The following is a 25,562-nucleotide window of genomic DNA, read 5'->3' as shown; positions in this document are numbered from 1 at the left end:
TTATGAGTATAAACGAAACAGAAAGCCAATCAGATATAGAACGAATTGAAATAGAGTTATTATTACAAGGAATATACAAGTGTTGCGGATATGACTTTCGAAACTATGCTTATAAATCGGTCCAACGAAGAATATGGTATCGAGTACATGCCGAAAAGCTCAACAGTATAACGGGTTTGTTAGAAAAAGTTTTACATGATCCTGCCTGTTTAAAAAGGCTCATTGCCGACTTTTCAATTAATGTAACGGAAATGTATAGAGATCCCTTGTTTTTTCTTGAATTTAGGGAGAAAGTGGTCCCGTTATTACGCACGTATCCATCCATCCGAATATGGCATGCAGGATGTTCAACGGGTGAAGAGGTATACTCTATGGCAATGCTGCTGCATGAGGAAGGTATCTATGAAAAGACGAAGATTTATGCAACAGATATTAATGCAGAGGTATTAAAAATAGCTAAATCAGGCATATTCCCTCTAGAACATATGAGAAAGTATACGAATAATTATATGTTAGCCGGAGGGAGAAAAGCCTTTTCTGATTATTATCATGTCACAAATAACGGTGTAAAGTTTCAGCCTTTTCTTTCCAAGAATATTGTCTTTGCAAAGCATAATTTAGTAACAGATAGTTCCTTTAATGAATTTCATGTCATTCTTTGCAGAAATGTGTTAATTTATTTTAACAAGAGCCTGCAAGAAAAAGTGCATTCTCTCTTTTATGATAGTTTAGGGATGCTTGGCATTCTCGGTCTCGGTGATAAAGAGACCATTATCTATACAAATAAAGCTGAACACTATGAAACCATTAGTCGAAGTCAGAAATTATATAAAAAGGTGAAGTAATGAAAAGAGGCCAGCTGGTCTCTTTTTTTTTCGGAAATTAAGGGATTTTAAGGAATGACGATGTATATAGGAATAACTTCCTATATTGATAGATTTATCAGAATGAGAAGAGAAGGTGATAGTTTAATTTTCCCTAAAATTTCATAATGAAAATACAATAATAATACGGTTATAGTAAGGAATGGATGAAAAATGGATAACCCCTTATCTTTGAAAGCATCGATGATAAAACAGATTATGGAAAAAAAGAACGATTTAGCAAGTCTTGTTTGTACGAATGGCCTTTCAAGTAAGGCGGTTTTAAGATGTAGTCGAGAGTTAGATCAATTAATCTATCAATTTCAATTAGTAGATCATGTAATCCAAACGAACAATAACCTTCAGTATCTTGGAAGTGAGGAGAATTATTAGTGAGTAAACTCATACTGGCAAAGAGCCCGTCGCAATTGATAACCTCTGATGATTTTCAAAATCTAAATAGGGAACAGATATTATTTCATTATTATCCAGATACCCTCTATGAAATCGATCTAATGGGAAATATAGTAAGCTGCAATAATAGTGTAGAAGGCTTTCTAGGCTTCTCTTCACGTGAAATGACGGGTTTGTACGACTCTTTTGTCATACCAGAAGATCGAAGTAGAGTCTCGGATCATTTTCAACTGGCTGCTGATGGACAAGTACAACAATATAATTGTAACTGTATTCATAAGGACGGACATTTTGTCGAAGTAACCATCACCAATATTCCGATGTTTCACAATGGTAAAGTGGTAGGTATTTATGGAATCGCCAAAGATAACTCACAACTTATTCAAACGGAAAGACGATTAAAGGAAAACGAAACTCAATTCCAACATATATATGAAAGTCTAAATTTAGGAGTTTGGTCTTGGGATATTCGGGCTCAAAAGGTTGTTTATGTTTCCTCGGGTATTGAAGAATTGTCAGGATTCAAACAAGAGGATTTTATTAATGGCTTCCGTAATTGGAAGGAGCTTATTTATCCAGAGGATGTACAGACTTTTAAACAAAATCAGATCGAACTCAGGAAAGGGAATAGTTGTAAATATCAATATCGAATTGTTGATTCAAGTGGCGAAATTAAATGGGTTGAAGCCAGGACATTTCCTGTTTTGGATTCCACTGGAACCTTAGTTCGTCTTGATGGGTTAATTACCGATATTCATCAACAGAAATTAGAAGATGACAAGGTAAACTATTATGCCTATCACGATTATTTAACTGAACTGCCAAATAGAAGGCTATTTGAAGAGAAAATACAGAACTTAGTAATAAATAAAGTAGAATTTGTCCTGTTCTATTTGGATTTGGACCGCTTTAAGTTTGTAAATGACACATTAGGCCATTCAGTAGGAGATCAGCTGCTTAAAGATGCGGCTAAAAGATTAAGCTGCCATCTTAGCGAAAATGACTTGTTAGTAAGACTTGGCGGGGATGAATTTGCCGTGATTCTACCGAATCTTAACGATCACGAAAAGGCGTCTGAATTGGCTGTGAAAATAAAGAAGGAATTTGAAATCCCTTTTATCATTCAAGATTTTCCTTTGCACATTACCATTAGTATTGGAATCGGTATTTTTCCACGTGATGGACAAACACTGAATGAATTATGTGCAAACACAGATATTGCTCTATATCGGGCAAAAGGAATGGGGAAGAACCATATCCAGTTTTTTACCCCTTCGATGACAAGTGAATTTCATAACCAATTTCTTCTGGTAAATGACTTAATAAAAGCGATTCAGAACGAACAATTCATCCTTTATTATCAGCCAAAGGTGGATCCAACGACTAGGAGGATGAGGGGGGCAGAGGCATTAATTCGTTGGAACCATCCAGAAAAGGGCGTTCTTCCTCCTGGTCAATTTATTCCCATAGCAGAGGAAACGAATTTAATTATTGAATTAAGCGACTGGGTGATTGTCGAGGTTTGTAAACAACTAAAACAGTGGTATGAAGAGGGCCAGGAAATTGTTCCTATATCCATCAATATTAGTGCAAAGCGTTTTTTAAAGGATGACCTCGTTAGCAAGGTGCACGTCATTCTTGAAGAAACCAAGGTTGATCCCAAATGGTTAGAGTTTGAAATAACCGAGTCTTCCTTTATCCATAATGAAAAGAAGGTTTTATCGACAATAAATGCTTTAAAAGAAATGGGGATTGCCATTTCTCTAGATGATTTCGGAACAGGATATTCTTCCATTAGTTATTTGAAGAAATTTAAAGTGGATTATTTAAAAATTGATCGATCGTTTATTAATACAATACATTCTAGTTCGGATGATGAAGCGATTATCAAATCCATCCTATATTTAGCACGAGAACTCCATATAGAGGTGGTTGCAGAAGGGGTTGAGACAGAGGAACAATTAGCCTTTCTATTAAAGTATCATTGCAGTCTGATTCAAGGGTATCTTTTCAGTAAACCGATAGATGTAGATGCATTTTCCCGGCTTTTAACTAAAATATAATCCTTTTTGATTACTATAAGGAATGAACCAATTAAACGTATAAATAGATTTGGACAAATCGAAGGGTGAATCACGAATGTTAGATATTTATTTTAAAGATTTAAATAAGAATAATTTACTTTTAAAATTATTTAACGATATGTCTGACTTGGTTTACCTTACAAAGGTCGGAGATAACAATACTCTTAGCTATGAACTGGCCAATGTACCCGCAATGGAATTTTCCGGGCTAACTGCAGAGTCTTTTGGAAAACCATTAAATGAGGTAGTTACAGAAAAAGTATATAAGGTAATAGAAGCAAAGTATCGAGAAGCTATGATTAAAGGGGAACCGATAACCTATGAACAGCAAATGAAATTACCGCCGAATTTAATTAGTGATAAATACCCCTCCCGTCAAATTGTACATTGGGAATCCAAAATAACACCCGTATATAACCAGTCGGGGGTATGTACACATTTGTTAGCTGTTGTCCGTGATATACACGATCGCAAACAGAAAGAATATGAATTAAAAAGGGCTAACGATCGTTTTGAACTAGTTTGGAATAGTGTTGCAGACGTCATGTATACGTTTGACAAAAATCAACGCTTTAGAGCAATTAATAAAGCGTTTGAAAAATTACTAGGCTGGTCAGGAAAAGAAATTCTAAACGACGGTTCTATTAGTATTATTCCTAATGGCAGCCAGGAAGACTTAAACGTGATTATTGGAGAATTAAAAAAAGGAAAGATTATTCCATCCTATGAAACACAGCGGCTATCAAAGGATGGAAAAATTGTTGAAGTGCTCGCCTCCTACTCACCACTTTACGATTCAGATGGTAATTGGGATGGGGCAATCGCTGTGTATAAAGACATTTCCGAAAGAAAAAAGTATGAAGCAGAGTTAAAAAAACTTGCCCTGCAAGATCCCTTAACAGGTTTGCTTAACAGGACAGCTTTATCCAATAAAATCGGTGCTGAACTGGAAAGGGCGAAATCCACCCAAAAAACTCTTGCTGTTTTCTTTCTTGATATTGATAGATTTAAAGAAGTAAATGACACAATGGGGCATGATATCGGGGATGAGATTATAAAAGAATTTGCAAGGCGTGTAAAAGGATGCATTCGAAGGAAGGATCTATTTGCTAGATTAGGCGGAGATGAATTTATCATCCTTTTGAATGATTTGAATGACCAAAAGGAGGCTATTCAAATCGCCCAAAGGATAATAGATTCCTTCCAATCTAAGTGGGTAATAAAGAGCTTTGAAACGAAGATATCATCCAGTATTGGGATAGCATTCTTCACCGATTTTAAACAAGAAGTAAGAGAGTTGCTTAAACATGCTGATATAGCATTGTATAAAGCAAAGGAAAAAGGCAGAAACAATTTTCAGCTCTATCAATAAAGATAGCCAGGAAACATAGCGAAAAAAATGCACTCAGTTGGATCCCATCTTTAATTCTCGGGGTAATAACGATGTTTCAGTTCCAACACATCCAAGAAGAAAAAACCTTCAGAAAGGGAAAGTCAATTTAAAAAGTAATTTCTTCCCGTTTAACCTCCGGTAAATCTTCTAATAATAACAAGTAGGAATTATGTTAATGGAATATTCCTCAGGAGAGATACGGATGGAGCTCATTTACCGAACGATCATTGTTTTTATAGCAGGGTATTTGTTTTTACGTTTGACCGGAAAAAAGGCAGTAGCCCAAATGCATACGTTTGATTTATTGTATATCTTTGTCCTCACAAATATTATCAGTACGCCGCTTGAGGTCAACAATGTCGGAAAATCATTAACCTATGCTGTCATCATCGTTATTTTATATAAAATATTTGTCCGTTTATCCTTACACAATAAATTAAGATGGATTTTATATGAAAGTCCTACTGTCCTAATCCGTAATGGCGATATTGATCGGAATGGGCTAAAAAAAGTACGGATGCCTGTAAATGAATTATTGTCACATTTGCGAGTAAAGGGATTTTCGGATACTCAGAATATAGCGATTGCCTTGATGGAGGAAACAGGAAATATTAGTGTTATTCCAATGGCAGAATACCGACCGGTTCAACCAAATGATTTAAATATTCAAGTAAAAAAAGAATATCTGCCTATCCCCCTTATCATGGACAGGCAAATTGTCTATCATAATTTAAAATATTTACAATTAGATCAAAGCTGGCTAATAAATGAGGTAAAAAAAATGGGGGAAAAGATAGAGAATATAACGTTGGCTACATTTTTAGAAAACGGAACGTTATTTATTGATAATCATGAAATAAACAATCCGATCAGTGATCCTTACTACTATAATCCGGGAAGAGATAATTAACATGACTGCCTTAACTTTTTGAGGCAGTTTTTTTATGTGGATGTAAACATATTGGATAGAGCAGGCAAATATGATTAGTAATAAAGGGATGGAAGGGTTGGGTTTATGGCTAAAACAGGGAAAGATGACTTTGTTAACGGGTTTGTGCCGTACCATAATCATGGCTCGGTTGATTATACGTCAGTGGTGCATGGGCATGTTCATCAATGTTTAGATATTACTTTTCCCCCGACGCAGACCCAGGATGGGAGTCATATTCATTATACGGAAGGATATGTTATGTTCGAAAACGGACATTCCCATCACTATAAGGCCTATTCTGGACCAGCGATTCCGGTAGGAAATGGAATGCATGTTCATTATTATGATTTTTTTACCAGTGAGGATGATGGGCATCGGCATCATGTGAAAGGGGTAGATAAGCCGGCTCCGGGGAATAAGTAGAATAAGTACTGCATTCTATAATGAAATGAGGTAAAGTCCAGTAAATGAATACTGGATTTCTTTATTTCCCTTTTTTATTGGATTTTACGACAACTTATGATGCCTAAACTTACCCTGTATGAAAAAGCTTGATTTACGGCTTAAAATCATTTAGAATTAATCTTACAAAAAACGGAAGGGTGACCTTGGAACGATGATCTTATAATCCTATTTCGTATGAAAAAAAATACAATCTTTTTTTCTGAATAGGATTAGTCTGTACTTTTATACAAGTCGATAAGATCAAAGTATCCCATAAGGGGTATTTTTCCGCCTTGAAATTGTATTGTACTGCCTCCTGTCCAGAAGATTACCAGGAGGTTTTTATATGGAAAATAACGTAACACAAACAGCTCCATCAGGAGGCTTATTTCACAATCGAGTCTTTCTCGCCATTATTATGTCAGGATTATTTCTTCAGGTTGGTATTTGGGTTCGAAACTTTGCCGTTCTTCTATTTGTAATGGATCAGACCAATGGCGATGCCTTTGCCGTTTCGATGATTTCAGTGGCAGAATTCGCACCAATCTTTATCTTCTCCTTTATTGGCGGAACCTTTGCCGACCGCTGGGCGCCGAAAAAGACAATGGTTTGGTGTGATGTCCTGAGTGCAGTATCTATTTTTCTTGTGCTGATTACACTCGTTTTCGGTACATGGAAAGTCGTTTTTTTCGCGACGTTAATCTCAGCCATCCTGTCACAATTCTCCCAGCCATCAGGGATGAAATTGTTTAAAATGCATTTGTCCGCGGATCAAGTACAGCAGGCGATGTCCGTCTATCAAACGGTCTTTGCAGTATTTATGGTTTTAGGCCCGGTGATTGGAACGTTTGTCTTTCAATCGTTTGGAATTGATATCTCGATCACCATCACTGGTCTCGCCTTCTTACTTTCAGCTGCAGCACTCGGATTCCTGCCAAAGGATCGCCCATTAGAAGCAGTTGGGGAATCAAGCCTTTTGCAGGAAATGAAAAGTGGGATAAAGTATGTTCTTGGAAAAAAAGAATTGAGCCTATTAGGTCTATGTTTCATGGCTGCTGGGCTTGGAATTGGTTTCATTAACCCGTTATCCATTTTTCTCGTCACCGAACAACTTGGCTTGCCGAAGGAAAATCTTCAGTGGCTGCTAATGGTCAATGGTGTCGGGATGATTATCGGTGGTGCTGTGGCAATGATTTTTGCAAAAAATGTGGCGCCGCAACGACTGCTTGTGTTTGGAATGCTGGTTAATGGGATTGGTATTGCGGTCATGGGCTGGTCAACAAACGTAACGATCACGTTAATTGCTGAATTCTTTAACGGCCTGATGATGCCATGTATCCAGATTGGAATCAATACATTGATTTTGAAAAGGACGGAAGAGGCCTTTATTGGCAGGGTCAACGGGATCTTAAGCCCGCTATTTGCAGGATCAATGGTCATCACGATGAGTGTGGCCGGTGTAATAAAAGAGAATTTTTCATTGGAAACCACATTTGAAGTATCGGCGATTCTTTTTATCATCGGTGTACTCGTTATCTTGCCGATCTATAATCAGAAACAACAATCAAAAACTGAAGTTCTTGGTTCAAAATAGCAGGAGGTTGTAATACATGTCTTTATCGCAAGTAAATATCGATGCCTTTCGTGCAATCAATAATTTAGGAAAAGAATACGATTCATTAAACCCAATCGCCATCTTCATGGCAGAGTATATGTTGTATATTCTGGTTATTGGATTAGTAGTATATTGGTTCACCCGAACTAACAAAAATAGAAGGATGGTCATCCAAAGTGTGCTTGCTGTTGCGATAGCTGAAGTCCTTGGGAAAATCGCAGGGAGCTTTTACGCGCATAACCAGCCTTTTGCAGTCCTGCCGCATGTTAACAAGTTAGTTGAACATGCAGTCGATAACTCGTTTCCGAGTGACCACTCGATCCTGTTCTTCTCCATCTGTTTTTCGATTTGGTTAGTCAGGAAGAAAGAGGGATGGATTTGGTTAGTCGTAGCCGTCTTTGTGGCTATCTCCCGCGTAATGGTTGGTGTCCACTATCCTGGCGATGTGCTCACTGGCGCTCTATTGGGAGTAGTAGCAGCAATCGTTTCCTATTGGCTCGTTCCAAAGCTCGGCTTTGTAAACTCAGTTCTATCAAAATATGAAAAAGTAGAACAATCCATACTGCCTATAAAAGCAAAGACGAAAGATCAGTCCAAACATTTTTAATAAACAAAACCTCATTGAACTAGATTCAATGAGGTTTTGTTATGTTATGCGAAAACAGCGGCACCTTGTAAACTGACGACAGTTCCTGCTTTTCCGAGGGCGGCGTTTAAGGCTTGGTCGAGCGAGGTAATAATGGTTTTCCGTTCAGGGCTCGTTTCGGCAAAACTAATGGCTGCCTCCACTTTTGGGAGCATACTTCCCGCCGCAAAATGGCCGCCTACAATATAACTCTGCAGTTCTTCAATACTGATTTCCTCTAATTTTTTCTGGGTTGGTTTATTGAAATCAATGTAGACATTGTCAACGCCAGTCAGGATTAATAAGGCATCTGCATCGACAAGCTCCGCAAGCTTTTGCGAGGCGAAGTCTTTATCAATCACGGCTTCGATGCCAAGTAGGCCTTCGTCCGTTTCAATAACAGGAATGCCGCCGCCGCCGACAGAAATAACGATGTTTCCTTGCTCAACAAGGGAATTGATGACTGCATGCTCGCGAATGCTCACTGGCTTTGGTGATGGAACAACCCGGCGCCAGCCTCGGCCCGCATCTTCTTTAAAACAGGTATGTGTTTCTTCCATGATTGCCGTTGCTTCCTCTTCGCTATAGAAAGGACCAATTGGCTTGGTTGGGTTTAAAAAGGCAGGGTCATTTTGATCGACAACAACGCGAGTTACAACGGTCACGACGTTTTTTGAAATCCCGCGTTCCTTCAAAACTTTATCCAGCGCATTTTGCATCCAATAACCGATCATCCCCTGGGTCATGGCACCGCAAGTATCAAGTGGCATCGCCGGGTTTTTTACAGAATCAGCTGCGGCCTGTTGCAATAAAACATTTCCGACTTGCGGACCATTTCCATGTGAAATAATGATATCAATTCCTTGTTCAATGAAATCAACTAATTGCCGTGCAGTTGTTTCAAGTGCCTGCTGCTGTGCCTTTGCAGAAGCATCTCCTGATTGAATAGCATTCCCGCCTAAAGCGATAACCACTTTCTTTGACATAATCTATTTCTCCTTTATTTATATTTCTTTTCTTATCCCTATTGTAAGTGGTATCCTCATTTCCTTTTGTTAGGGCTATAACAAGTAAACTGTTAAAATCATTACGTTTTTTTGGTTCTTCTATAAGCCTGAATGCATATTTATGTACCAAATCCCATGAATCATGATTTTCAAGCAGCAACAAGTGTATAACCATTGGATGTCACATAAAATACAAAGATAATGTTCTAATATTCAAAAAAACACAAAAATAGAAGGCTGGCGCTGTGCCAGCCTTGTTTAGATGGTAATTTTTCCGACTGCCAGCAGGTAAATTGCTACAATCGCCAGTAGAACAATGATCATGGCCCAGACAAGTTCAAAGCGTTTAAATGGTTTTTGCTTTAATTCTTTTTGGGCATATAAATAAACGAAGATCCCAAGCGAATACAAAATCGCCGTTAATAATAAGTAGCCGGTTCCTGCGGCATACAGGATCCAAACACTATAGATAGAAGCAAGGAGTCCAATTACCATTTGTCCCAGTTGTTTATGCTCCCAACTATATTTCACTTGATACAGGGCGGAGAATAGATAAGGTACTAGAATGGCCGAACTAGCCATGGAAAAGGCAAATCGATAAGGCCTTTCAGAAACTAATAAGGTTAGCAGGAAGAGTTGGATTAAGATACCGGTAAAAACCAAAGAGTTCTTTGGGACGTTATGTTTGTTTTCCTTAGCGAAGATCTTTGGAAAAGTTCCATCCCTTCCGGCTAAATAGGGAATTTCCGCCGCAAACAGGGTCCATCCTAAGAGGGCGCCTAATAATGAGAGCATCAGTCCTAGATTAACAAAGGCCGCACCCCATGGACCGACAATGCTTTCTAGTACGTAGGCCATGGAGGGACTTTTTAATCTGGACAGCTCCTGCCTGGTCATCACCCCTAATGATAATAACGAGATGAGAATATAGATCGTTAAGGTTGAAATAAGTCCAATAATCGTTGCTTTGCCAACATCCTTTTTATTCCTCGCCCGGCTTGATAAGACCACGGCACCTTCAACACCGGTAAATACCCACAAGGAGACAAGCATGGTTCCTTTCATCTGTTTCATCACGTCGGAAAAATGATAGGTGTTGCCGCCCCAGAAGTCGATTGTAAAGGTATCCCATTTAAAAGCAAAAATGGCAATGATGATAAACAGGAAAATGGGAATAATTTTCGCAATGGTAACCACGATATTTACAAGGGCCGCTTCATGAACACCTCGTAAAACAAATAAAATCAAAACCCATAGGAATACGGAAGCCCCAAGAACAGAACTAAGATTCCCACCTGTAAATACCGGAATAAAATAGCCAATTGCACTAAAGAGAAGGGTTAAAAAGGCAATATTGCCAAGCCATACTGACAGCCAATAACCCCAGGCAGAATTAAACCCCATGTAACTGCCAAAGCCGGCTTTGGCGAAGCTATAAATGCCACCCTCTAAATCGGGGCGCTTATTGCCGATATGATGGAAGGAAAATACTAAAGAGATCATCCCGATTCCGGTAATAATCCAGCCAAGGATGATGGCGCCGGCATTGGCGCTTGAAGCCATGTCGGTGGCAAGATTAAACCCACCCCCGCCAATCTGTGATCCAATGACTAAGGAGATTAAAGCAAATAATCCGAGCTTGCTATCTTTATTGTTCATATAAACCATCCTTCTACTGGGGGAGACTTTATTGTTAGTCTTATGATTGCTATTTTTTGCTTCTTAAATACTATAAGATTTTTTAATAAAAAGAGACCAACCGCCGCTTAGCGAGTTGATCTTTTCTGTGGCCCTATATTTTTGCTTAGCTCATCATAGCCGCGATGCTCATGATCGCCATAACCATGACTGATAACGCTACCACTAATTTCCAAACATGTTTAAGATAGGTGCTATAGGGAATCCGCGCAATGGCAAGTGCGCCCATGATAACGGCACTAGTTGGTGTAAGCAAATTGATAATCCCGGAAGCACTTTGGTATGCGGTGATGACTAAATCACGTCCAATGCCGGCAAAGTCTGCTAACGGTGCCATAATTGGCATCGATAGTGTTGCCAGTCCTGATGTTGATGGTACTAGGAAGGACAATGGCAAGTAAAATAAGAATGATAGATTCGTAAATAGGATAGACCCCATATTATCGAGCATGCCTTCGCCCCAATGAAGGACGGTTGCTGTCATTCCGCCAGCATCCATGACGACCGTGATTCCGCGGGAAATCCCAATAATAATGGCAACACCCAATAAATCACGGGCCCCGTTAATGAATGTACTGGTGAAATTCTCTTCGCCCATTTTGAAAATAAAGGCGATGATGATGGAGGAGGTTAGGAATAGCATCGTTAATTCTCCGAACCACCAGTCACCAAGTGGGATCATACCGCCAAGTAATTTGCCGATGAATGGAATTTTTCCTAAAGCATTCACCAAATCTTCGAATATAGTAATATTAAATTTATAGGCCCATGGAATAACCCCTAAAATCATCACGACAAAGGTTAGCCCGAAAACCGAAAGAACAGCTTTACGGCGGCCAGTGAATTCAATATCCTCTGTCTTTTGCGTTAAGAAATGCTTCTCATTTTCTGACTTCATATTTGCAATCAATGATTTAGATGGATCGTCTTTAACCTTTTTGGCATAACGCATGACAAACAAAATCGTTACGGTTAAGGTAACAACAAGGATAACCAGGCGTAACCCCATCCCGTCTCCGATGGAGACCCCGGCAAATCCCGAGGCAATTCCTGTTGCAAACGGATTTACAGTGGAGCCTAAACAGCCGATACCGGCGCCTAAAGCGATAATGGATACGGCCGTTAACGCGTCATAGCCCGCTGCGATTAAAACAGGGATAAGAATGGGGTAGAAAGCGATCGTTTCTTCAGCCATCCCGTAAGTTGAACCGCCGATAGCAAATAATATCATCAATATCGGTATCAGCCATTGCTCTCGGCCCTTCAATTTTCGAATGACGCGGGAAATCCCGGCATCGATTGCTCCTGTTTTCATAACAACCCCAAGGAAGCCTCCAATGACTAGGACGAATAGGGCAATATCTTTGGCATCAAAGAACCCGTTGATGGGGGCATTTAATACCTCCCACACCCCTTGAGGAGTTTGTTCTTTACCAGCTAACTGGTGATAGGTCCCGGATACAGGAATTTCTTGCTGTGTTGCTTTGTCTACCTTTGTTTCATATTTTCCACCTGGAATCGCCCAGGTTAATGCCGCAATGATCACAATAATCAAGAATAATAACGTATAGGCAGTAGGCATCTTGAATTTTTTCATAGGAATTCCCCCATAAAATTAGTTTTAACGGGTTAAATGGTAGATGGCTTTGGCGTAAATGTGCATCGCCTTAAACATTTCCTCAAGCTCAATGTGTTCGTTCGGCTGATGCTCCGTTTTCATTTGCTGTGGGAAAATAGCTCCAAAGGCAACAAAGTTGTTCATGGCTCTAGCATAAGTGGCCCCGCCTGACGAGATGGGCTCGGAAACGAGATCACCAGTTACCTCTTGATACACCTTCATTAATGTCTGAAGTAAGAAGTGTTCCTTCGGCACATAGATTGATTTTAAATAGTCGAACTCTTTGTACTCTAATCCGTATTCCTTAGCAATTTGTGTGAGTGTATTTACAATCACTTGTTTATCGGCTGTCACCGGGATACGAATATCAACCGAGAGTTTCTCGATATCCTCATTTAACTCTATTTTACCGACATTGAATTTCAACTTTCCGGAAGCTTCATCTTCACATTCCCCAAAAATCTTCATCGCAAATGGATCTTCTTCGACCATGTCATTAATGAATTCAATGATTTTGGAAGTGTAACCGATGTGCTTTAATCCGATTAAAAGGCGATTAATGGCGTTGATCCCTTTTTCGGTTACCTGGGCATGTACCGCTTTACCTATTACATTCACATTACCGTTGGTTGTTTCATAAGCGAAATCAAACATATCCAATGCAGCCTTCAATTCTTGTTGTTTTTCACCCGTATAGGTTGCCATGTCGGGCACTGCATTAAAGGCATTGCCAGCCTGCAGTCGAAGTTTTGTTTCATTTTTCCCTTCTAAATGAAGCTGGAGCAGTCCTTTTTCAGCGTAAACAAGCGGGAAAACGGAGTCTGGAGCAAAGCCCATGCTTGGAATTTCCTCCAATTCGCAATATCGGTTCATGCAACGCCAAAGTGTTTCTTCATCTGTTCCAAAAATAAAGCGGACACGTTTATTAAAATTTATTCCAAGATTCATTAACGCTTTCGTAGCAAAAAGGGCGGCAAGTGTCGGACCCTTGTCATCCTGTGTCCCTCTGCCAAACATGTTTCCGTCGATGATGGTTGCTTGAAAGGGAGGAGTTTCCCATTCTTCGCTGCTTCCGGGTGGAACGACATCAAGATGTCCAAGAATACCAATCATTTCTTCGCCGGCACCGATTTCAGCATAGCCGTAATATCCCTTTGGATCGTAATAGGTGCGGAATCCCAACTGATCGCAAATCTCTAGAGTCTTTTTCAAGGCTTGGTCAATGTGTTTTCCGAAAGGGGTATCCTTGTCGGTTTCATTTATCACACTTGGGATCTCAATTAGCTCGATTAACGATTGATGGAAGTCCTTCTCTATTTTGCGGAGTTCTGGAATTAAATGGTCCATACTATTCCTCCATTTCACAGTTATTTTAGCTGTCTTTGCTTAGCAATCAAATATTCGGGAGTTCAATGAGCGAATTTCACAGTCCAATGAGCGAATTTCGGTATTCTATGAGCGAATTTTGGCCTCCAATGAGCGAATCTAATTTAGAAAGAGGGGAGAGGCGAATACTCCGCATCTTCCCCACGGTAACCTCTTATTCTAAGTGACCAAGTGTTGCTGCCATCACCGCTTTAATCGTATGCATTCTATTTTCAGCTTGATCAAATACCTTTGAATGCTCGCTGCGGAATACTTCGTCGGTTACTTCCATTTCAGCAAGCCCATGTTTTTCGAATATGTCCTTCCCATACCTTGTTTCCTGGTCATGGAAGGCAGGGAGGCAGTGCAGGAATATCATGTTGTCATTGCCTGTCATTTTCACCATGTCCATTGTCACTTGGTACGGAGAGAGAAGGGCGATCCGTTCTGCGAACTTCGCTTCTTCGCCCATTGACACCCACACATCGGTATAAATGACATCTGCACCGGAAACACCTTCTTCAACATCAGCGGTAACCGTTACACGTCCGCCTGATCTTTCGGCCAACTCACGAGCCAATTCCACGATTTCCGGTGCTGGGAACAATGATTCAGGTGCACAAATCCGAACGTCCATACCAACAAGGGCACCGCCAACGAGCAGGCTGTTGGCTACATTATTTCTACCATCACCAACATAGACGAATTTAATTCCTTCGAGGCGGCCAAAGTTTTCTTTTACGGTTAAGAAATCAGCAAGTGTCTGGGTTGGATGCCATAAATCAGTTAGACCATTCCAAACCGGCACTCCCGAATGCTCTGCTAGCATTTCTACCTTTTTATGCTCGAAGCCGCGGAACTCGATGCCGTCAAACATGCGGCCCAAAACCTTTGCGGTATCTTCGACCGATTCCTTTTTCCCAAGCTGAATATCATCTTTTCCTAGATATTCAGGATGCGCCCCTAGGTCGGTACAAGCTACCGTGAAAGCACAGCGCGTGCGAGTGGATGGTTTTTCAAAAAGCAGCGCAATGTTCTTTCCTTCAAGATGACGATGGGTAATTCCATGCTTTTTCTCATCTTTTAATTTCATCGCTAAATCGATCAAATAAACAAATTCCTCTTTTGAAAAATCCTTTTCGCAAAGAAAGCTTTTCCCATTAAATTTCGGTGCAGTCATTAACATATTGATCATTCTCCTTTTTGTTAAAATTATTTGTGTAAATCCTCTCTGACAATCGGCATGCTCATGCAGCGTGGACCCCCACGGCCACGGGATAATTCCGAGCTTGAGATTTCAAGGACCTCGATACCATGCTGACGTAATAAATCATTGGAGATGTAGTTTCGGTCATAGGTGACAACGACGCCTGGTGCAATCGCTAAAGTATTGGAGCCATCATTCCATTGCTCACGAGAAGCCGCGATTTCATCACCACCGCCACATGGGATTAAAATCAATTCATTTAATCCTAAAACCTCTTTTAAGGTTTCTTGAAGATTTGTACGATGTGTGATCGTAACGTGCGCATCATCTGCACCTTTTTCCAGAATATATACATTCATATTGCCTTGTGGCCCTTGGATTTCAGGGTGGATGGTGAATTTATCGTAATCTACCATCGTAAACACTGTATCAAGATGCATAAAGGCTCGACATTTAGGAATTTCTACAGCAACTACTTTTTTAATAGTGTCCTGTCTCTTAAATAAATTTAGCGCTAATTTTTCAATCGCTCGTGCAGATGTACGGGCAGAAACGCCAATGGCCACTACTTCATCATTTAGTACGAGTTCATCTCCACCTTCAATCGAGAAGCCAAAGTCACGGTCTAACCAAACAGGAACATTGTGTCTAGCAAATCGTGGATGATGTTTTATAATGTATTGCATGAATAATGATTCACGCCTTCGTGCCGGTTCCCTCATTCGGTTAATCGATAAGCCGTTTCCGATACTTGCTGCAGGGTCACGGGTGAAATAAAGGTTTGGCATCGGGTCTAGATAGAATGGATAGTGATCCTCCATCAATTCATAAAGGTGCGATTTTTTCTCTGGTTCTATCTCTCTCTTAAGAATCCCGCTCATCACTTTGTCAACCATATCTGCTGTCGAAAAAGATAGAAGATATTCTTTTAATACACTGGCTGCACCGTTGACATTAGCCTTGCTTTCTCGTAATATATCATCAACAAATTGTTTTTTTATCTCTACATTACTTAAGGTTTCGACAACCAACTTTTCGAGGTATAGGACTTCTATGCCTCGGTTTTTTAATGTCTCGGCAAAATAATCATGCTCTCTCTGGATAATCGGTAAATAAGGAATATCATCGAATAAAAGTCGTTGCAGGTATTCAGGTGTTAGATTCTCTACCTCTTTACCAGGCCTCTTGAGTAAAACGGTTCTTAAAGTACCGATTTCTGAGGTAACATGGATCGGGTGCTTTAATTGATTTTGTATATCCTGGGGAGTAGTCATTTCTGTTATACTGCTCATCTTTCTTCCTCCTTTATTTAATCTATCCTTGCTACACCTTCATTCTAAGCGATGTAACCCCTTTCCTTTGTAAGCATCCTTACAATCAAAATGTAATAATCTTAACGCTTTTTTGTCGAAAACATAAATGGAGTTGTATAAATATGTATACTTTTATGCAAAAAGGTCTTTTCGATAGGAATTGCCTGAATAATGGCTGAATGACATAATAAGTTCACACATAAAGTTCTAAAATTAAGAAAATTATCGAGGCAAAATAAAAGACCGACCCAAAATGGAGTCAGCCTCATTTACAGTTCATTAAAATAATCCGGTTGATGGATTCTTAGTTTTTTGGAAGTTACCGAAAGGATCTTTTCTCTTTTTAACTGATTAATCAGCAAACTAACGGTTTCCCTGGTTGTTCCAGATATCTTGGAAATATCAGCTGCTGTAAGGGGACAAGGAATCACAATCTCACAGCCATCCTTCACTCCTAGATCTTCCATTAAAAATTGAATCGAATGCAAAACCCGTTCCTGGGCATGCGGGATGAGGATTCGCTGTACACGCTTTTGATGTAGGTTGAGAATATCTGAGAGTTTCGAAATAATATAGAGTAATTGCTTGGGATTCGACTTAAGCAGTTCCTCTACTATATGGGTTTGAATGAAGTACAAATGAACATCGGTCACGGCGATGGCGGTATCTTGGTAGACCTTATCCTTAAAAATCCCGCCAGTGGGAAACATTTGATTTTTTTTAATAACGTCTAAATAAAGCATACTGCCCTCTTCGCTGGCACGTTCAAACATCACATACCCATCGAGCAGGAAAAAGATTTTGTCGCGCGGGTCACCCTGCATAAACAAACATTGGTTTTTCTTGTAGCTGCGAAAATAAAAATAAGGCAGGTATTTTTTCAATGTTTTAGCTGAAAGGTTGGAAAATGTATCGAATTGTTGTAAATCAGCAAGTACATCCATATTGATCACAGCTGAGTTGAGCATGATTATCTCTCCCTTTCGTGTGATTATTCTTGATATAAATCGATCTTTTGTTTGATGTCGACTGCCTCTTTAGGGGAACGGCAAATAATTAAACACGTGTCATTCCCGCAAATCGTTCCCGCTTTACCGTCAATCTCCATCGAATCCAGCAATGCTCCAAACGCATGGGCATGTCCCGGCAGCGTTTTAATGATAACGAAATATTGTATGATCTCCATACTAACAAGGGCATCCCGCAATTTATGGCGTAGCTTTTCAGAAATTAGATGATCCTGATCTATTTTAAAACTATACTTCTGACTCCCATCCTTGGAAGGGACCTTAATCAACTTCAACTCGCGGATGTCTCTAGAGATTGTTGCTTGTGTCACCTGTAAGCCACTATCAAAAAGCCATTGCCCGAGTTCTTCCTGTGTCTTTATCTCATGTTCAGAGATAAGTCTTGAAATCGTTTGCAATCTCATCTCTTTATTCATCTTCCATACTCACTTTCTTAAGAGTTCCTTAGTTACATCATATTGCCAATTACAAGTAATTGGTATGTATAAAAAGTGAACATATTTTATCAATGGTATGTATAAATAATGACAAATTTAAAAACGATGAAAAAGTAAACTAACAGGAAACCTGTCCCAATTTAGTCTATGAGTCTTACAAGTAATAAATGGCATAACCGTGTAAGAGGGAGAATAAAGAAAGAAACACGATTCCACTAATAATGGAAAGCGCCCACTTTAGACCAATGCTGCTAGTTTGAATCCATGAAAAAATAAATGACGATAATAAGCAGAACCACATGATAATGGTAAAGATGATCAAGCCATCAATAACGAAATAGGGGAGCAGCCCCCAATAAACTAAAACACTTAGGATACTGCCTAGAAGCATTGGCAAAAGTAGATCTTTCCTGCACGTTACAACCGGCTGGCTTTTGTTTTGCAAGGCAGCAGCGGACAACAGCGGATAAACAAAATAAGGTAAAACAAATCCAAAGCTGGTGCCTGACACCAACCTTCTCAGATTAGTACTCCCAAATAAATGGGCATAAGACCCAAAGCCGTCGACTGCCATTGGCACCATAAATAATAGAAGAAACAAGCTCGTTTTTATAGTAGGGATCGTCATTTTCTTCCCTCGCTTAAACAGATGTAAATATGCCAGTGTTGAAATGACACCGATAAAAATACCGGTATCACGGGCACAAACGGATAATGTTTCACCAGAAGCAAGAAGTGATCGTTCCTCTAATTGGTGGCAGATGGCTCTTCCGAAGAAGTGCAGCACTTCTTGAATCATCACGAATCACTCCTATGACAATGAACCCAATTCATTCACCTGAATTGGGTTTCTTGCCTTTAATAAAAGAAAATGAAAAGGTTCACTTTGAGGAATGTCCAGCTCAAGAAGCCCTCCGCTTTTGCTAATACCCCGTCATAACTGCGGGGACAATCGAGAAGGCAGAAAGTGCAAACCAACAAATACAGCTTAAGACTGTTACAGCAATGGCAATAATTAAACAGTTTTTACCGACCACTTTCTTTTCAAGATCGTGATCATTCATCCAAATAATTCCTAAGATGATGCCAACAATTGGAATAAGAATCGATAAGATGTAAAAGAGTGCTTTTTGCCCACCAGACACAAATCTCACCTCCGGGATACGGAAAATCCGCTTCAATGATTTGTATGTTACTAAGTTACAGAATTTGCCTGTACCTCTTTTGGATATTTCTGATTAATTTTTTTCGCTAGCCCCTTTTTTCATGTTTTTCCTGTTATAATGAATTGGTAAAAAGTTGCAATTCTCACATCTTCACGAAAATTATAGATTTTTGTCAAACGATGCTGTCGGATTTACTAGTAATATCCATTGATTTTAATAGAATTGTAATATTTTTAATAGATTTGAAACAATTTAGCCATAAATTCGTCTATAATGGAGGAAGGAAAATACAACAAAGAGGGAGAAGCAATGGGGAAACAAAAGAGCGGATGGTCAAGAGGGACAGTCATTGTCATTATTGCTATTGGGTTCTTATTTACAGGGGTATTTTTGAGCAATTATTTTTTTGCAAAGGCTATCGGCCAATCTAGCAATCACTCAAAAAGTGAACATATAAAGCGTGCCGCTGCAAAAGGGCCAACAACAGGTTCAATTGCCATGAACACAAAGGACTCAAGATTGGAAAAAGAACGGATGCAAAAACAGCAGGATCAAGCAGAGAGTTGGAGAAATAAGCAAGAACAAGTGCCTGAAACGATTCCACCTGAAACCAGCAAAGAACCACCCGCGACACAAGAAACAGGAACTCCCCAGACAACGGAAAAGGAAACAACTGGGGACCAGCAGGAGCAAAATAATACGCCGCCACAGGGGAAAAACAAGACGATTTATTTAACCTTTGATGATGGTCCGGCACCATTCTCCGCTGACATCATTGCACTTCTAGAGAAATATCAATACAAAGCGACATTTTTTATGATAGATGGGAATATTCGCAGATATCCTGATGCGGTCAAATTGATGGTACAGAACGGGGAAACAGTGGGTCTCCACAGTGTTTCCCATAACCAGAAAGCTTTTTATGCATCAGTGGATTCGATCATATCGGAATTAACCCAAAATCGGAACACCTTAAAAGAAATTTCCGGTATTGATTCTTATATTATGAGAACGCCATATGGCAGTGTTCCACAAATGACAGTCGAGTACCGGCAAGCTGTTAAGGACCGTGGATACTTCATGTGGGATTGGAATATTGACAGTAAGGATTGGTATTATAAGGATGGACGTTATGTCACGAGTGTCATTGAGCAATTAACTAAATTGGCAGACCATAATGGTCCACTTGTTATTCTTTTACATGAACGACCGGAAACACTTGCACATCTGCCAGCGCTGCTAGATTATTTACGTGCACAGGGCTTTACAGGTAAAGCAATTGACAATTCGATGACACCTGTTCAATTTAATGCAAGATAGCAAGTTAAAAAGGACAGATTACCTTATAATTTGATATAATAAACATGTATTTACTAGTAAACATAATGGGGTTCGATAATTGCCTATGATAAATAAACTTTTGCAAAGCAGCGGATTTAAAAGAATAGCCATTTTTGTGTTCATTGCGATCATTTTATATTCGATGCGATCGATGATTAATTTGATTTTACTCACGTTTATTTTTACGTTTTTAATGGATCGCTTGGTCCAATTTATTGAAAAAAAGGTCCCGCTTAATCGCAGGTTGATTGTGGTGGTTTCCTATGCCTGTATAGTCGGTTTGTTTTCATACGGTTTAGTGATGTATTTACCGATGATTGCAGGTGAAATTACTGCGTTAATCAAACAGTTAACGACTTTTTACACCTCAAATCATAATAATGAAATTTTGAATTACCTCGTGAGCCAGATTGAGGAAAACAAAATTTCCAATTACCTTGAGCAAGGCTTTACCTTTTTAATTAAATATTTTACTGATATAAGTAAAATCACGTTACAAGTTTTATTGGCGCTGTTGCTGAGCCTATTTTGTTTATTAGAGAAGCCACGCTTAATTGCATTTACGAAGAAATTTAGAACGAGTAAAATCTCATCTATTTACGTAGAAATTGAGTTCTTTGCTCATAAATTCGTTGGAACGTTTGGTAAAGTAATTGAAGCGCAATTAATCATTGCCTTAGTAAATTGTGTTCTTACTACGATTTTCTTGTGGATCTTGGATTTCCCGCAGCTTGGCGGTTTATCGATAATGATTTTTGTTTTGGGCTTAATTCCGGTTGCTGGTGTGATCATTTCGTTAATTCCGCTTGTGATTATCGCCTATAGTATTGGCGGCATGATCAAGGTTCTCTATGTCGGAATTGCGATTGCGATTATTCATGGTATTGAAGCCTATATTTTAAATCCAAATTTAATGAGTTCAAAAACAAATCTTCCTGTTTTTTATACATTTATAGTCTTGATCTTCTCGGAGCATTTCTTTGGGGTGTGGGGGTTGATTATTGGAATTCCTGTATTTGTTTTCCTTTTGGATGTTCTAGAAGTAACGGAGACTAAAAAGGTTAAGTAAATAAGCCTGATTACTGGGCTTTTTTTTGTTGGCCCATTTCTGCTATGCTAAGTGTATTCTTTGATTAGGAGGATTTTTAGATGAGCGAATGCAAATTAGATCACACCCATGAAGATGTAAAAAGTAAATATGATTCCCAAGCAGACTTTTTACCGGAGGAAATGAAACCCTTATTCGATCAGTTTTTTACCAAAGAGCATACTCAAAACCTTTTAAATGAGGTATTTCATCTCTTGAAAAAATATGATTTGGCCTCATTAGTGGAACAGGATGAACGAAATAATCGGTTATATTTGGTTCTAAGAAACGTATAATGAATCAGACTGCTGCACACTGGCAGCGGTCTGATTCTGAGTTTTGCTACTTTATTCTTTACATGTAACTTCAACAGATACATGTTTTCTTCTTTACCCCAATCTTATCCCGAAGCTCCATCTTTTTAATATATTCCGTTGCTAAAGGCACCTTACAAGCGGTTTTTCCAACGTCTACATGCACCTTGCCGATCTTTTCTCCTACCCTGGTTGCTTCCTGATGCAAAGCCGTAACATAGCCGCCGACACTAATGACAAAGCCGTTCATTACATAGCGGACCCGGTTTTTTTCTCCATGAATCGTCGTTTCCACCTGATGCAAAAGAGTACGAATTTCTTCAAGATCTAATTTTTCATCAGGTGTAATCGATAAGTAGTTTGCATATGTACTCCACCCAGCTACTGCCGTCATTTCGATATCCGATTTCATCCAATCTCGAGCCAGTTCGAGTGCAAACGGACTTTCTGCCGCAACCCAGGCCACTGTATATTCAGCAAGCATATACCAGTCGGCATGACTGACCCAATCCTGCAGCGTTTCTTTCGTCATTAATTTTGGGTTGACGGATAATCCAGCTAAATACATGGCGTCGGAATTACCGGTATTGTATAGTGCTAATGCTAAATCTTGATCCTTTTTCACGTACTTTACCAGCTTTTTTACATCGCCTACTTTCACTCCGAATAATGATCCATGTGCACCATGGTTGATAAATGTCTTCTTGGTTTGTTCCGACCCCAACTCTGCCAGCTTCCACATGATTTCCTCTACCGTCATTTTAATTCCTCCTCATCAATTATCCTAATTTTAACATTCATTATAGGCTGTTAGAAAAAATCTCATAATGGTATCCCTAAAAAAAGTAATTTTTAATGAAATATGGTATTTTAGAAAATAGTAACTTTAACAAATTTCAAAAAGGAAAAGAGGATTCAGGTGGGAGAATTAATACAGCTTTTGAAACGAGGAAATAAATCGGCTATGCTTGCCGCCATTATTAATACAATTATTTCGATCATTAAAGGTGTAGCCTTTTTGTTTACAGGCAACGTTGCGATGTTTGCCGAAACGATGCATAGTCTCGGGGATGCGGCGAATCAGTTTTTTGTGTTTATCGGCTCCGCTTTAAGTAAAAAGGCACCAACGGAGAAATTTCCCAATGGATTTGGTCGCTTGGTTAATTTAGTCCTTTTAGGGGCGGTATTGATTGTCGGCATTATGGCTTTTGAAACGATAAAAGAAGGCTGGCATCATACCATCCATCCGACAAAGTCTGGCGGGTTTTTAATTAATATTCTTGTTCTAGCTGTGTCAACGATACTTGAAACGGTTGTCTTGTTTAAGGCAATGAAAGAAATTTTACATGAAATTGATGTCAAAGCTAGTGGTCTGAGTGTGTTTACAAAAAGCTTTGCAAATTTGGGTAGAGCGAAGCCGGCGACAAAGCTTGTGTTTATGGAAGATCTTGTGGCTTCCGCGGGTGGGTTATTAGCAATCCTTGCTGTCGTGATTGCTCACTTTACAAACATTCATCAATTAGAGGGGATTGCCTCGATGTTGATTGGCGGAATGATGTTCTTTGTAGTAGGAAAGGTCTTTTTAGACAATGCTGCCGGAGTGATTGGTCAGGCCGATGAGGAGATGGAAAATATAATTGGGACGATGGTGATGGCAGATCCTGATGTTAAGGATATTCAAGACATCACCGTTATTAAAGAAGGGGAAGACCTGCACGTAGAATTGGAAATTGAGATCGACCCAAATCTAACAGTCGCTGCGGCCGATGATATTAAAGATCGTCTGGAAGAAAAAATCATGGCGGAAAAAGGGGTTGTTGATGTCACGATTGAAATTGATGAAGAAGATGGTGTGATGACGTGGAAAAGCCGCGGTGAATCGCCGGCAGAATAGATGGAAGGAATTTGAATAATTTGTTCCATTGCAAGGTAATCTATCCCTAAAGTGTTTTTAGTAGGAGGATTTTTTCGTGGCAGTACATAATAGTAGACTATCTAGTGCAGAAATTGGTGGTTTATGGACAACCTATCTGCAGGAAAATATGGCTGTTTGTTTAATTACCTATTTTCTCCACCACAATCAAGATGAAGAGGTAAAAAAGATCTTGCGGCATGCCTTTGAGATTTCCGATGGTCATGTAAAGCAAATTACCACTATTTTTACGGAGGAAGGCATCCCCATCCCTGATGGATTTACGGAAAAGGATCTGGATTTGACAGTGCCGCCATTATTTTATGATATGTTCGGCCTTAGCTTTATTTATTCGATGTCCCGTATGAGTATGATTAGCGCGGGATTTATTACCGCAAGTATTGTACGAAAAGATATTCAGGAATTATTTGTAAAAATGACTCAGGAATTTTCGCTGTTATATAAGGAGTCCACAACCGTAATGCTTTCAAAGGGAATCTATGATCGCCCGCCGATGATTCCTTATCCTAAAGAAGTGGAATACGTAGAAAAACTTTCTTATTTAAGTGGTTTTGGGAAAAAGCGACCATTAAATGTCGCTGAGATTACCGAAATTTTCTTTAATACGAAACGGAATTACTTTTCGATTTTATTATGTATGGGTTTGCTTCAGGTGGTAAAAGACAAGGAGATTCATTCATATATTGAAGAGGGTAAAAAGATTTCGGAAAAACAAATTAAAACGTTTAATGATATATTCATGAAGGAAGAACTGCTTGGTAATATTTCGACCAATATGGAAGTGACGGATTCAACGGTTTCACCCTTTTCTGATAGGCTAGTGGTCACACTGTTTCATTCGTTAAACGCGATTGATATTACGTTGATTGGACATGCATTATCTTTGTCCATGAGAACGGACCTTACCGCTTATTATCAGAAGTATATTGTAGATATTTTGGTTTACTCGGCAAAGGGTTTTGATATTTTAGTTGACCGTGGTTGGGCGCAAGAACCGCCCCATGCACCTAGTAGAAGAGATCTTCAGCGTTTGAAATAGGTTCGCACTAATATGTGCGAACCTTTCCTGTCTTCAAATATAAGAAAAAGTAAAGTTCGGCATTGAGAATTGTCCAGCTCCAGGCGCCTTCCTTCCGCTTTTCTTATTCCCATGGTTTATGGGTGGTAAATACCTCAGCAAGCTCCTTGCTGCTCTTTCGATGTTCTTTCCGCTTTTCCGCTCGTTCCTTACCGGTTTCATGAAGCTTTTTCTCTTCGTCGGTTTCAGGGATGATGCCAGGAACCTTTGTTGGCTTTCCATTATCATCTAACGCGACAAAGGTTAAAAAGGCAGTAGCGGCAATTTTTCGATCACCGGAAATGAGATTTTCTGCAATAACTTTGACGAAAATCTCCATGGAGGAATTACCCGTCGATGTAACAAAGGTTTCAATGCAAACAGAGTCCTTTGGTGTGATTGGGCTCAAGAAATCGACAGAATCAATCGAGGCTGTTACACATTCCGCCCTAGAATGCCTTACTGCCGAAATAGAGGCAATCATATCAATATCGCTAATTAACTTCCCGCCAAACAAAGTATTATGGTTATTTACATCATTTGGAAAAATCCTGCTCGTTCTCACAACTCTTGATTCATTACATGTTTTTGCTTCCACTATGAATTCCTCCTACAGTTAACT

The 25,562-nt window shown here is 39.4% G+C and carries 25 protein-coding genes; 13 read left to right on the top strand and 12 right to left on the bottom strand.

The genetic code is table 11. The features are described from left to right. Positions 1–2 precede the first annotated feature (2 nt). The 8 genes from G6554_RS05535 to G6554_RS05500 all read left to right on the top strand — a co-directional run bounded on the left by G6554_RS05535 (position 3) and on the right by G6554_RS05500 (position 8,351). Complete coding sequence (locus G6554_RS05535) at positions 3–845, top strand: CheR family methyltransferase (protein ID WP_166239575.1); 843 nt, start codon at positions 3–5, stop codon at positions 843–845. Between the two features lie 192 nt (positions 846–1,037). Beyond that, complete coding sequence (locus tag G6554_RS05530) at positions 1,038–1,256, top strand: aspartyl-phosphate phosphatase Spo0E family protein (RefSeq protein ID WP_166239573.1); 219 nt, start codon at positions 1,038–1,040, stop codon at positions 1,254–1,256. Next, positions 1,256–3,340 (top strand): sensor domain-containing protein, encoded by a 2,085-nt coding sequence (locus G6554_RS05525; RefSeq protein WP_166239571.1) that lies wholly within the window; start codon positions 1,256–1,258, stop codon positions 3,338–3,340. The genes G6554_RS05530 and G6554_RS05525 overlap by 1 nt, the downstream gene beginning before the upstream one ends. A 76-nt stretch (positions 3,341–3,416) precedes the next feature. Next, entirely contained in the window at positions 3,417–4,733 is a 1,317-nt protein-coding gene (locus G6554_RS05520) for a sensor domain-containing protein (RefSeq protein ID WP_166239569.1), read from the top strand. Between the two features lie 223 nt (positions 4,734–4,956). Then, positions 4,957–5,664, top strand: a complete 708-nt coding sequence (locus G6554_RS05515) for a DUF421 domain-containing protein (RefSeq protein WP_166239567.1) — start codon at positions 4,957–4,959, stop codon at positions 5,662–5,664. A 105-nt stretch (positions 5,665–5,769) separates the two neighbouring features. Beyond that, a complete protein-coding gene (locus G6554_RS05510) occupies positions 5,770–6,108 on the top strand; it encodes a YmaF family protein (protein ID WP_166239565.1) in 339 nt (112 codons plus the stop codon). 367 nt (positions 6,109–6,475) lie between these two features. Continuing rightward, positions 6,476–7,723, top strand: coding sequence for an MFS transporter (locus tag G6554_RS05505; protein WP_166239563.1), 1,248 nt, complete (start codon positions 6,476–6,478; stop codon positions 7,721–7,723). 16 nt (positions 7,724–7,739) lie between these two features. Then, a complete protein-coding gene (locus G6554_RS05500; RefSeq protein ID WP_166239561.1) occupies positions 7,740–8,351 on the top strand; it encodes an undecaprenyl-diphosphatase in 612 nt (203 codons plus the stop codon). A gap of 44 nt (positions 8,352–8,395) precedes the next feature. On the opposite strand, the gene arcC is transcribed toward G6554_RS05500, so the two are convergent. The 10 genes from arcC to G6554_RS05450 form a co-directional block, all read right to left on the bottom strand. Next, positions 8,396–9,358, bottom strand: coding sequence for a carbamate kinase (gene arcC / locus G6554_RS05495; protein WP_166239719.1), 963 nt, complete (start codon positions 9,356–9,358; stop codon positions 8,396–8,398). A gap of 276 nt (positions 9,359–9,634) precedes the next feature. Beyond that, positions 9,635–11,035, bottom strand: coding sequence for an arginine-ornithine antiporter (arcD, locus tag G6554_RS05490; RefSeq protein WP_166239559.1), 1,401 nt, complete (start codon positions 11,033–11,035; stop codon positions 9,635–9,637). Between the two features lie 145 nt (positions 11,036–11,180). After that, complete coding sequence (locus G6554_RS05485) at positions 11,181–12,671, bottom strand: YfcC family protein (protein ID WP_166239557.1); 1,491 nt, start codon at positions 12,669–12,671, stop codon at positions 11,181–11,183. 24 nt (positions 12,672–12,695) lie between these two features. Next, a complete protein-coding gene (locus tag G6554_RS05480) occupies positions 12,696–14,039 on the bottom strand; it encodes a M20 family metallopeptidase (protein ID WP_166239555.1) in 1,344 nt (447 codons plus the stop codon). Between the two features lie 193 nt (positions 14,040–14,232). After that, positions 14,233–15,243, bottom strand: a complete 1,011-nt coding sequence (gene argF / locus G6554_RS05475; protein ID WP_166239553.1) for an ornithine carbamoyltransferase — start codon at positions 15,241–15,243, stop codon at positions 14,233–14,235. Between the two features lie 26 nt (positions 15,244–15,269). Continuing rightward, on the bottom strand, positions 15,270–16,538 hold the full coding sequence (gene arcA, locus G6554_RS05470; RefSeq protein ID WP_166239717.1) for an arginine deiminase: 1,269 nt from the start codon (positions 16,536–16,538) through the stop codon (positions 15,270–15,272). Positions 16,539–16,846: 308 nt separating this feature from the next. Beyond that, positions 16,847–17,545 (bottom strand): Crp/Fnr family transcriptional regulator, encoded by a 699-nt coding sequence (locus G6554_RS05465; RefSeq protein ID WP_207627526.1) that lies wholly within the window; start codon positions 17,543–17,545, stop codon positions 16,847–16,849. Between the two features lie 23 nt (positions 17,546–17,568). Beyond that, on the bottom strand, positions 17,569–18,021 hold the full coding sequence (gene argR, locus G6554_RS05460; RefSeq protein WP_166239551.1) for an arginine repressor: 453 nt from the start codon (positions 18,019–18,021) through the stop codon (positions 17,569–17,571). Between the two features lie 175 nt (positions 18,022–18,196). Then, complete coding sequence (locus tag G6554_RS05455) at positions 18,197–18,841, bottom strand: DUF2085 domain-containing protein (protein ID WP_166239549.1); 645 nt, start codon at positions 18,839–18,841, stop codon at positions 18,197–18,199. Positions 18,842–18,965: 124 nt separating this feature from the next. Next, positions 18,966–19,187, bottom strand: coding sequence for a hypothetical protein (locus G6554_RS05450; protein ID WP_166239547.1), 222 nt, complete (start codon positions 19,185–19,187; stop codon positions 18,966–18,968). A gap of 330 nt (positions 19,188–19,517) precedes the next feature. On the opposite strand from G6554_RS05450, the gene G6554_RS05445 reads away from it, so the two are divergent. The 3 genes from G6554_RS05445 to G6554_RS05435 all read left to right on the top strand — a co-directional run bounded on the left by G6554_RS05445 (position 19,518) and on the right by G6554_RS05435 (position 21,932). Next, the gene (locus G6554_RS05445; RefSeq protein ID WP_166239545.1) at positions 19,518–20,528 is read left to right on the top strand and encodes a polysaccharide deacetylase family protein; all 1,011 of its coding nucleotides are present in this window, start codon (positions 19,518–19,520) and stop codon (positions 20,526–20,528) included. Between the two features lie 79 nt (positions 20,529–20,607). Next, a complete protein-coding gene (locus G6554_RS05440) occupies positions 20,608–21,618 on the top strand; it encodes an AI-2E family transporter (RefSeq protein WP_481747905.1) in 1,011 nt (336 codons plus the stop codon). Positions 21,619–21,698: 80 nt separating this feature from the next. Then, positions 21,699–21,932 carry a group-specific protein gene (locus tag G6554_RS05435; RefSeq protein WP_166239543.1) on the top strand — a complete coding sequence of 78 codons (234 nt, stop codon included), beginning with the start codon at positions 21,699–21,701 and terminating at the stop codon, positions 21,930–21,932. A 70-nt stretch (positions 21,933–22,002) separates the two neighbouring features. Here G6554_RS05435 and G6554_RS05430 read toward each other — a convergent pair whose 3' ends face one another. Beyond that, positions 22,003–22,710: a DNA alkylation repair protein gene (locus G6554_RS05430; protein WP_166239541.1), complete on the bottom strand. Its 708-nt coding sequence runs from the start codon at positions 22,708–22,710 to the stop codon at positions 22,003–22,005. A 159-nt stretch (positions 22,711–22,869) separates the two neighbouring features. On the opposite strand from G6554_RS05430, the gene G6554_RS05425 reads away from it, so the two are divergent. Both G6554_RS05425 and G6554_RS26175 read left to right on the top strand, forming a co-directional pair. Beyond that, positions 22,870–23,844, top strand: coding sequence for a cation diffusion facilitator family transporter (locus G6554_RS05425; RefSeq protein ID WP_166239539.1), 975 nt, complete (start codon positions 22,870–22,872; stop codon positions 23,842–23,844). A 76-nt stretch (positions 23,845–23,920) separates the two neighbouring features. After that, a complete protein-coding gene (locus G6554_RS26175) occupies positions 23,921–24,922 on the top strand; it encodes a DUF3231 family protein (RefSeq protein ID WP_166239537.1) in 1,002 nt (333 codons plus the stop codon). Positions 24,923–25,025: 103 nt separating this feature from the next. On the opposite strand, the gene G6554_RS05415 is transcribed toward G6554_RS26175, so the two are convergent. Next, positions 25,026–25,538 carry a hotdog domain-containing protein gene (locus tag G6554_RS05415; protein ID WP_166239535.1) on the bottom strand — a complete coding sequence of 171 codons (513 nt, stop codon included), beginning with the start codon at positions 25,536–25,538 and terminating at the stop codon, positions 25,026–25,028. Positions 25,539–25,562: the final 24 nt, after the last annotated feature.

Source organism: Bacillus sp. MM2020_4 (assembly GCF_011250555.1).
In the GTDB taxonomy this organism is placed as follows: domain Bacteria; phylum Bacillota; class Bacilli; order Bacillales; family Cytobacillaceae; genus Neobacillus.
This window is presented reverse-complemented; position numbering and strand designations above follow the sequence as displayed.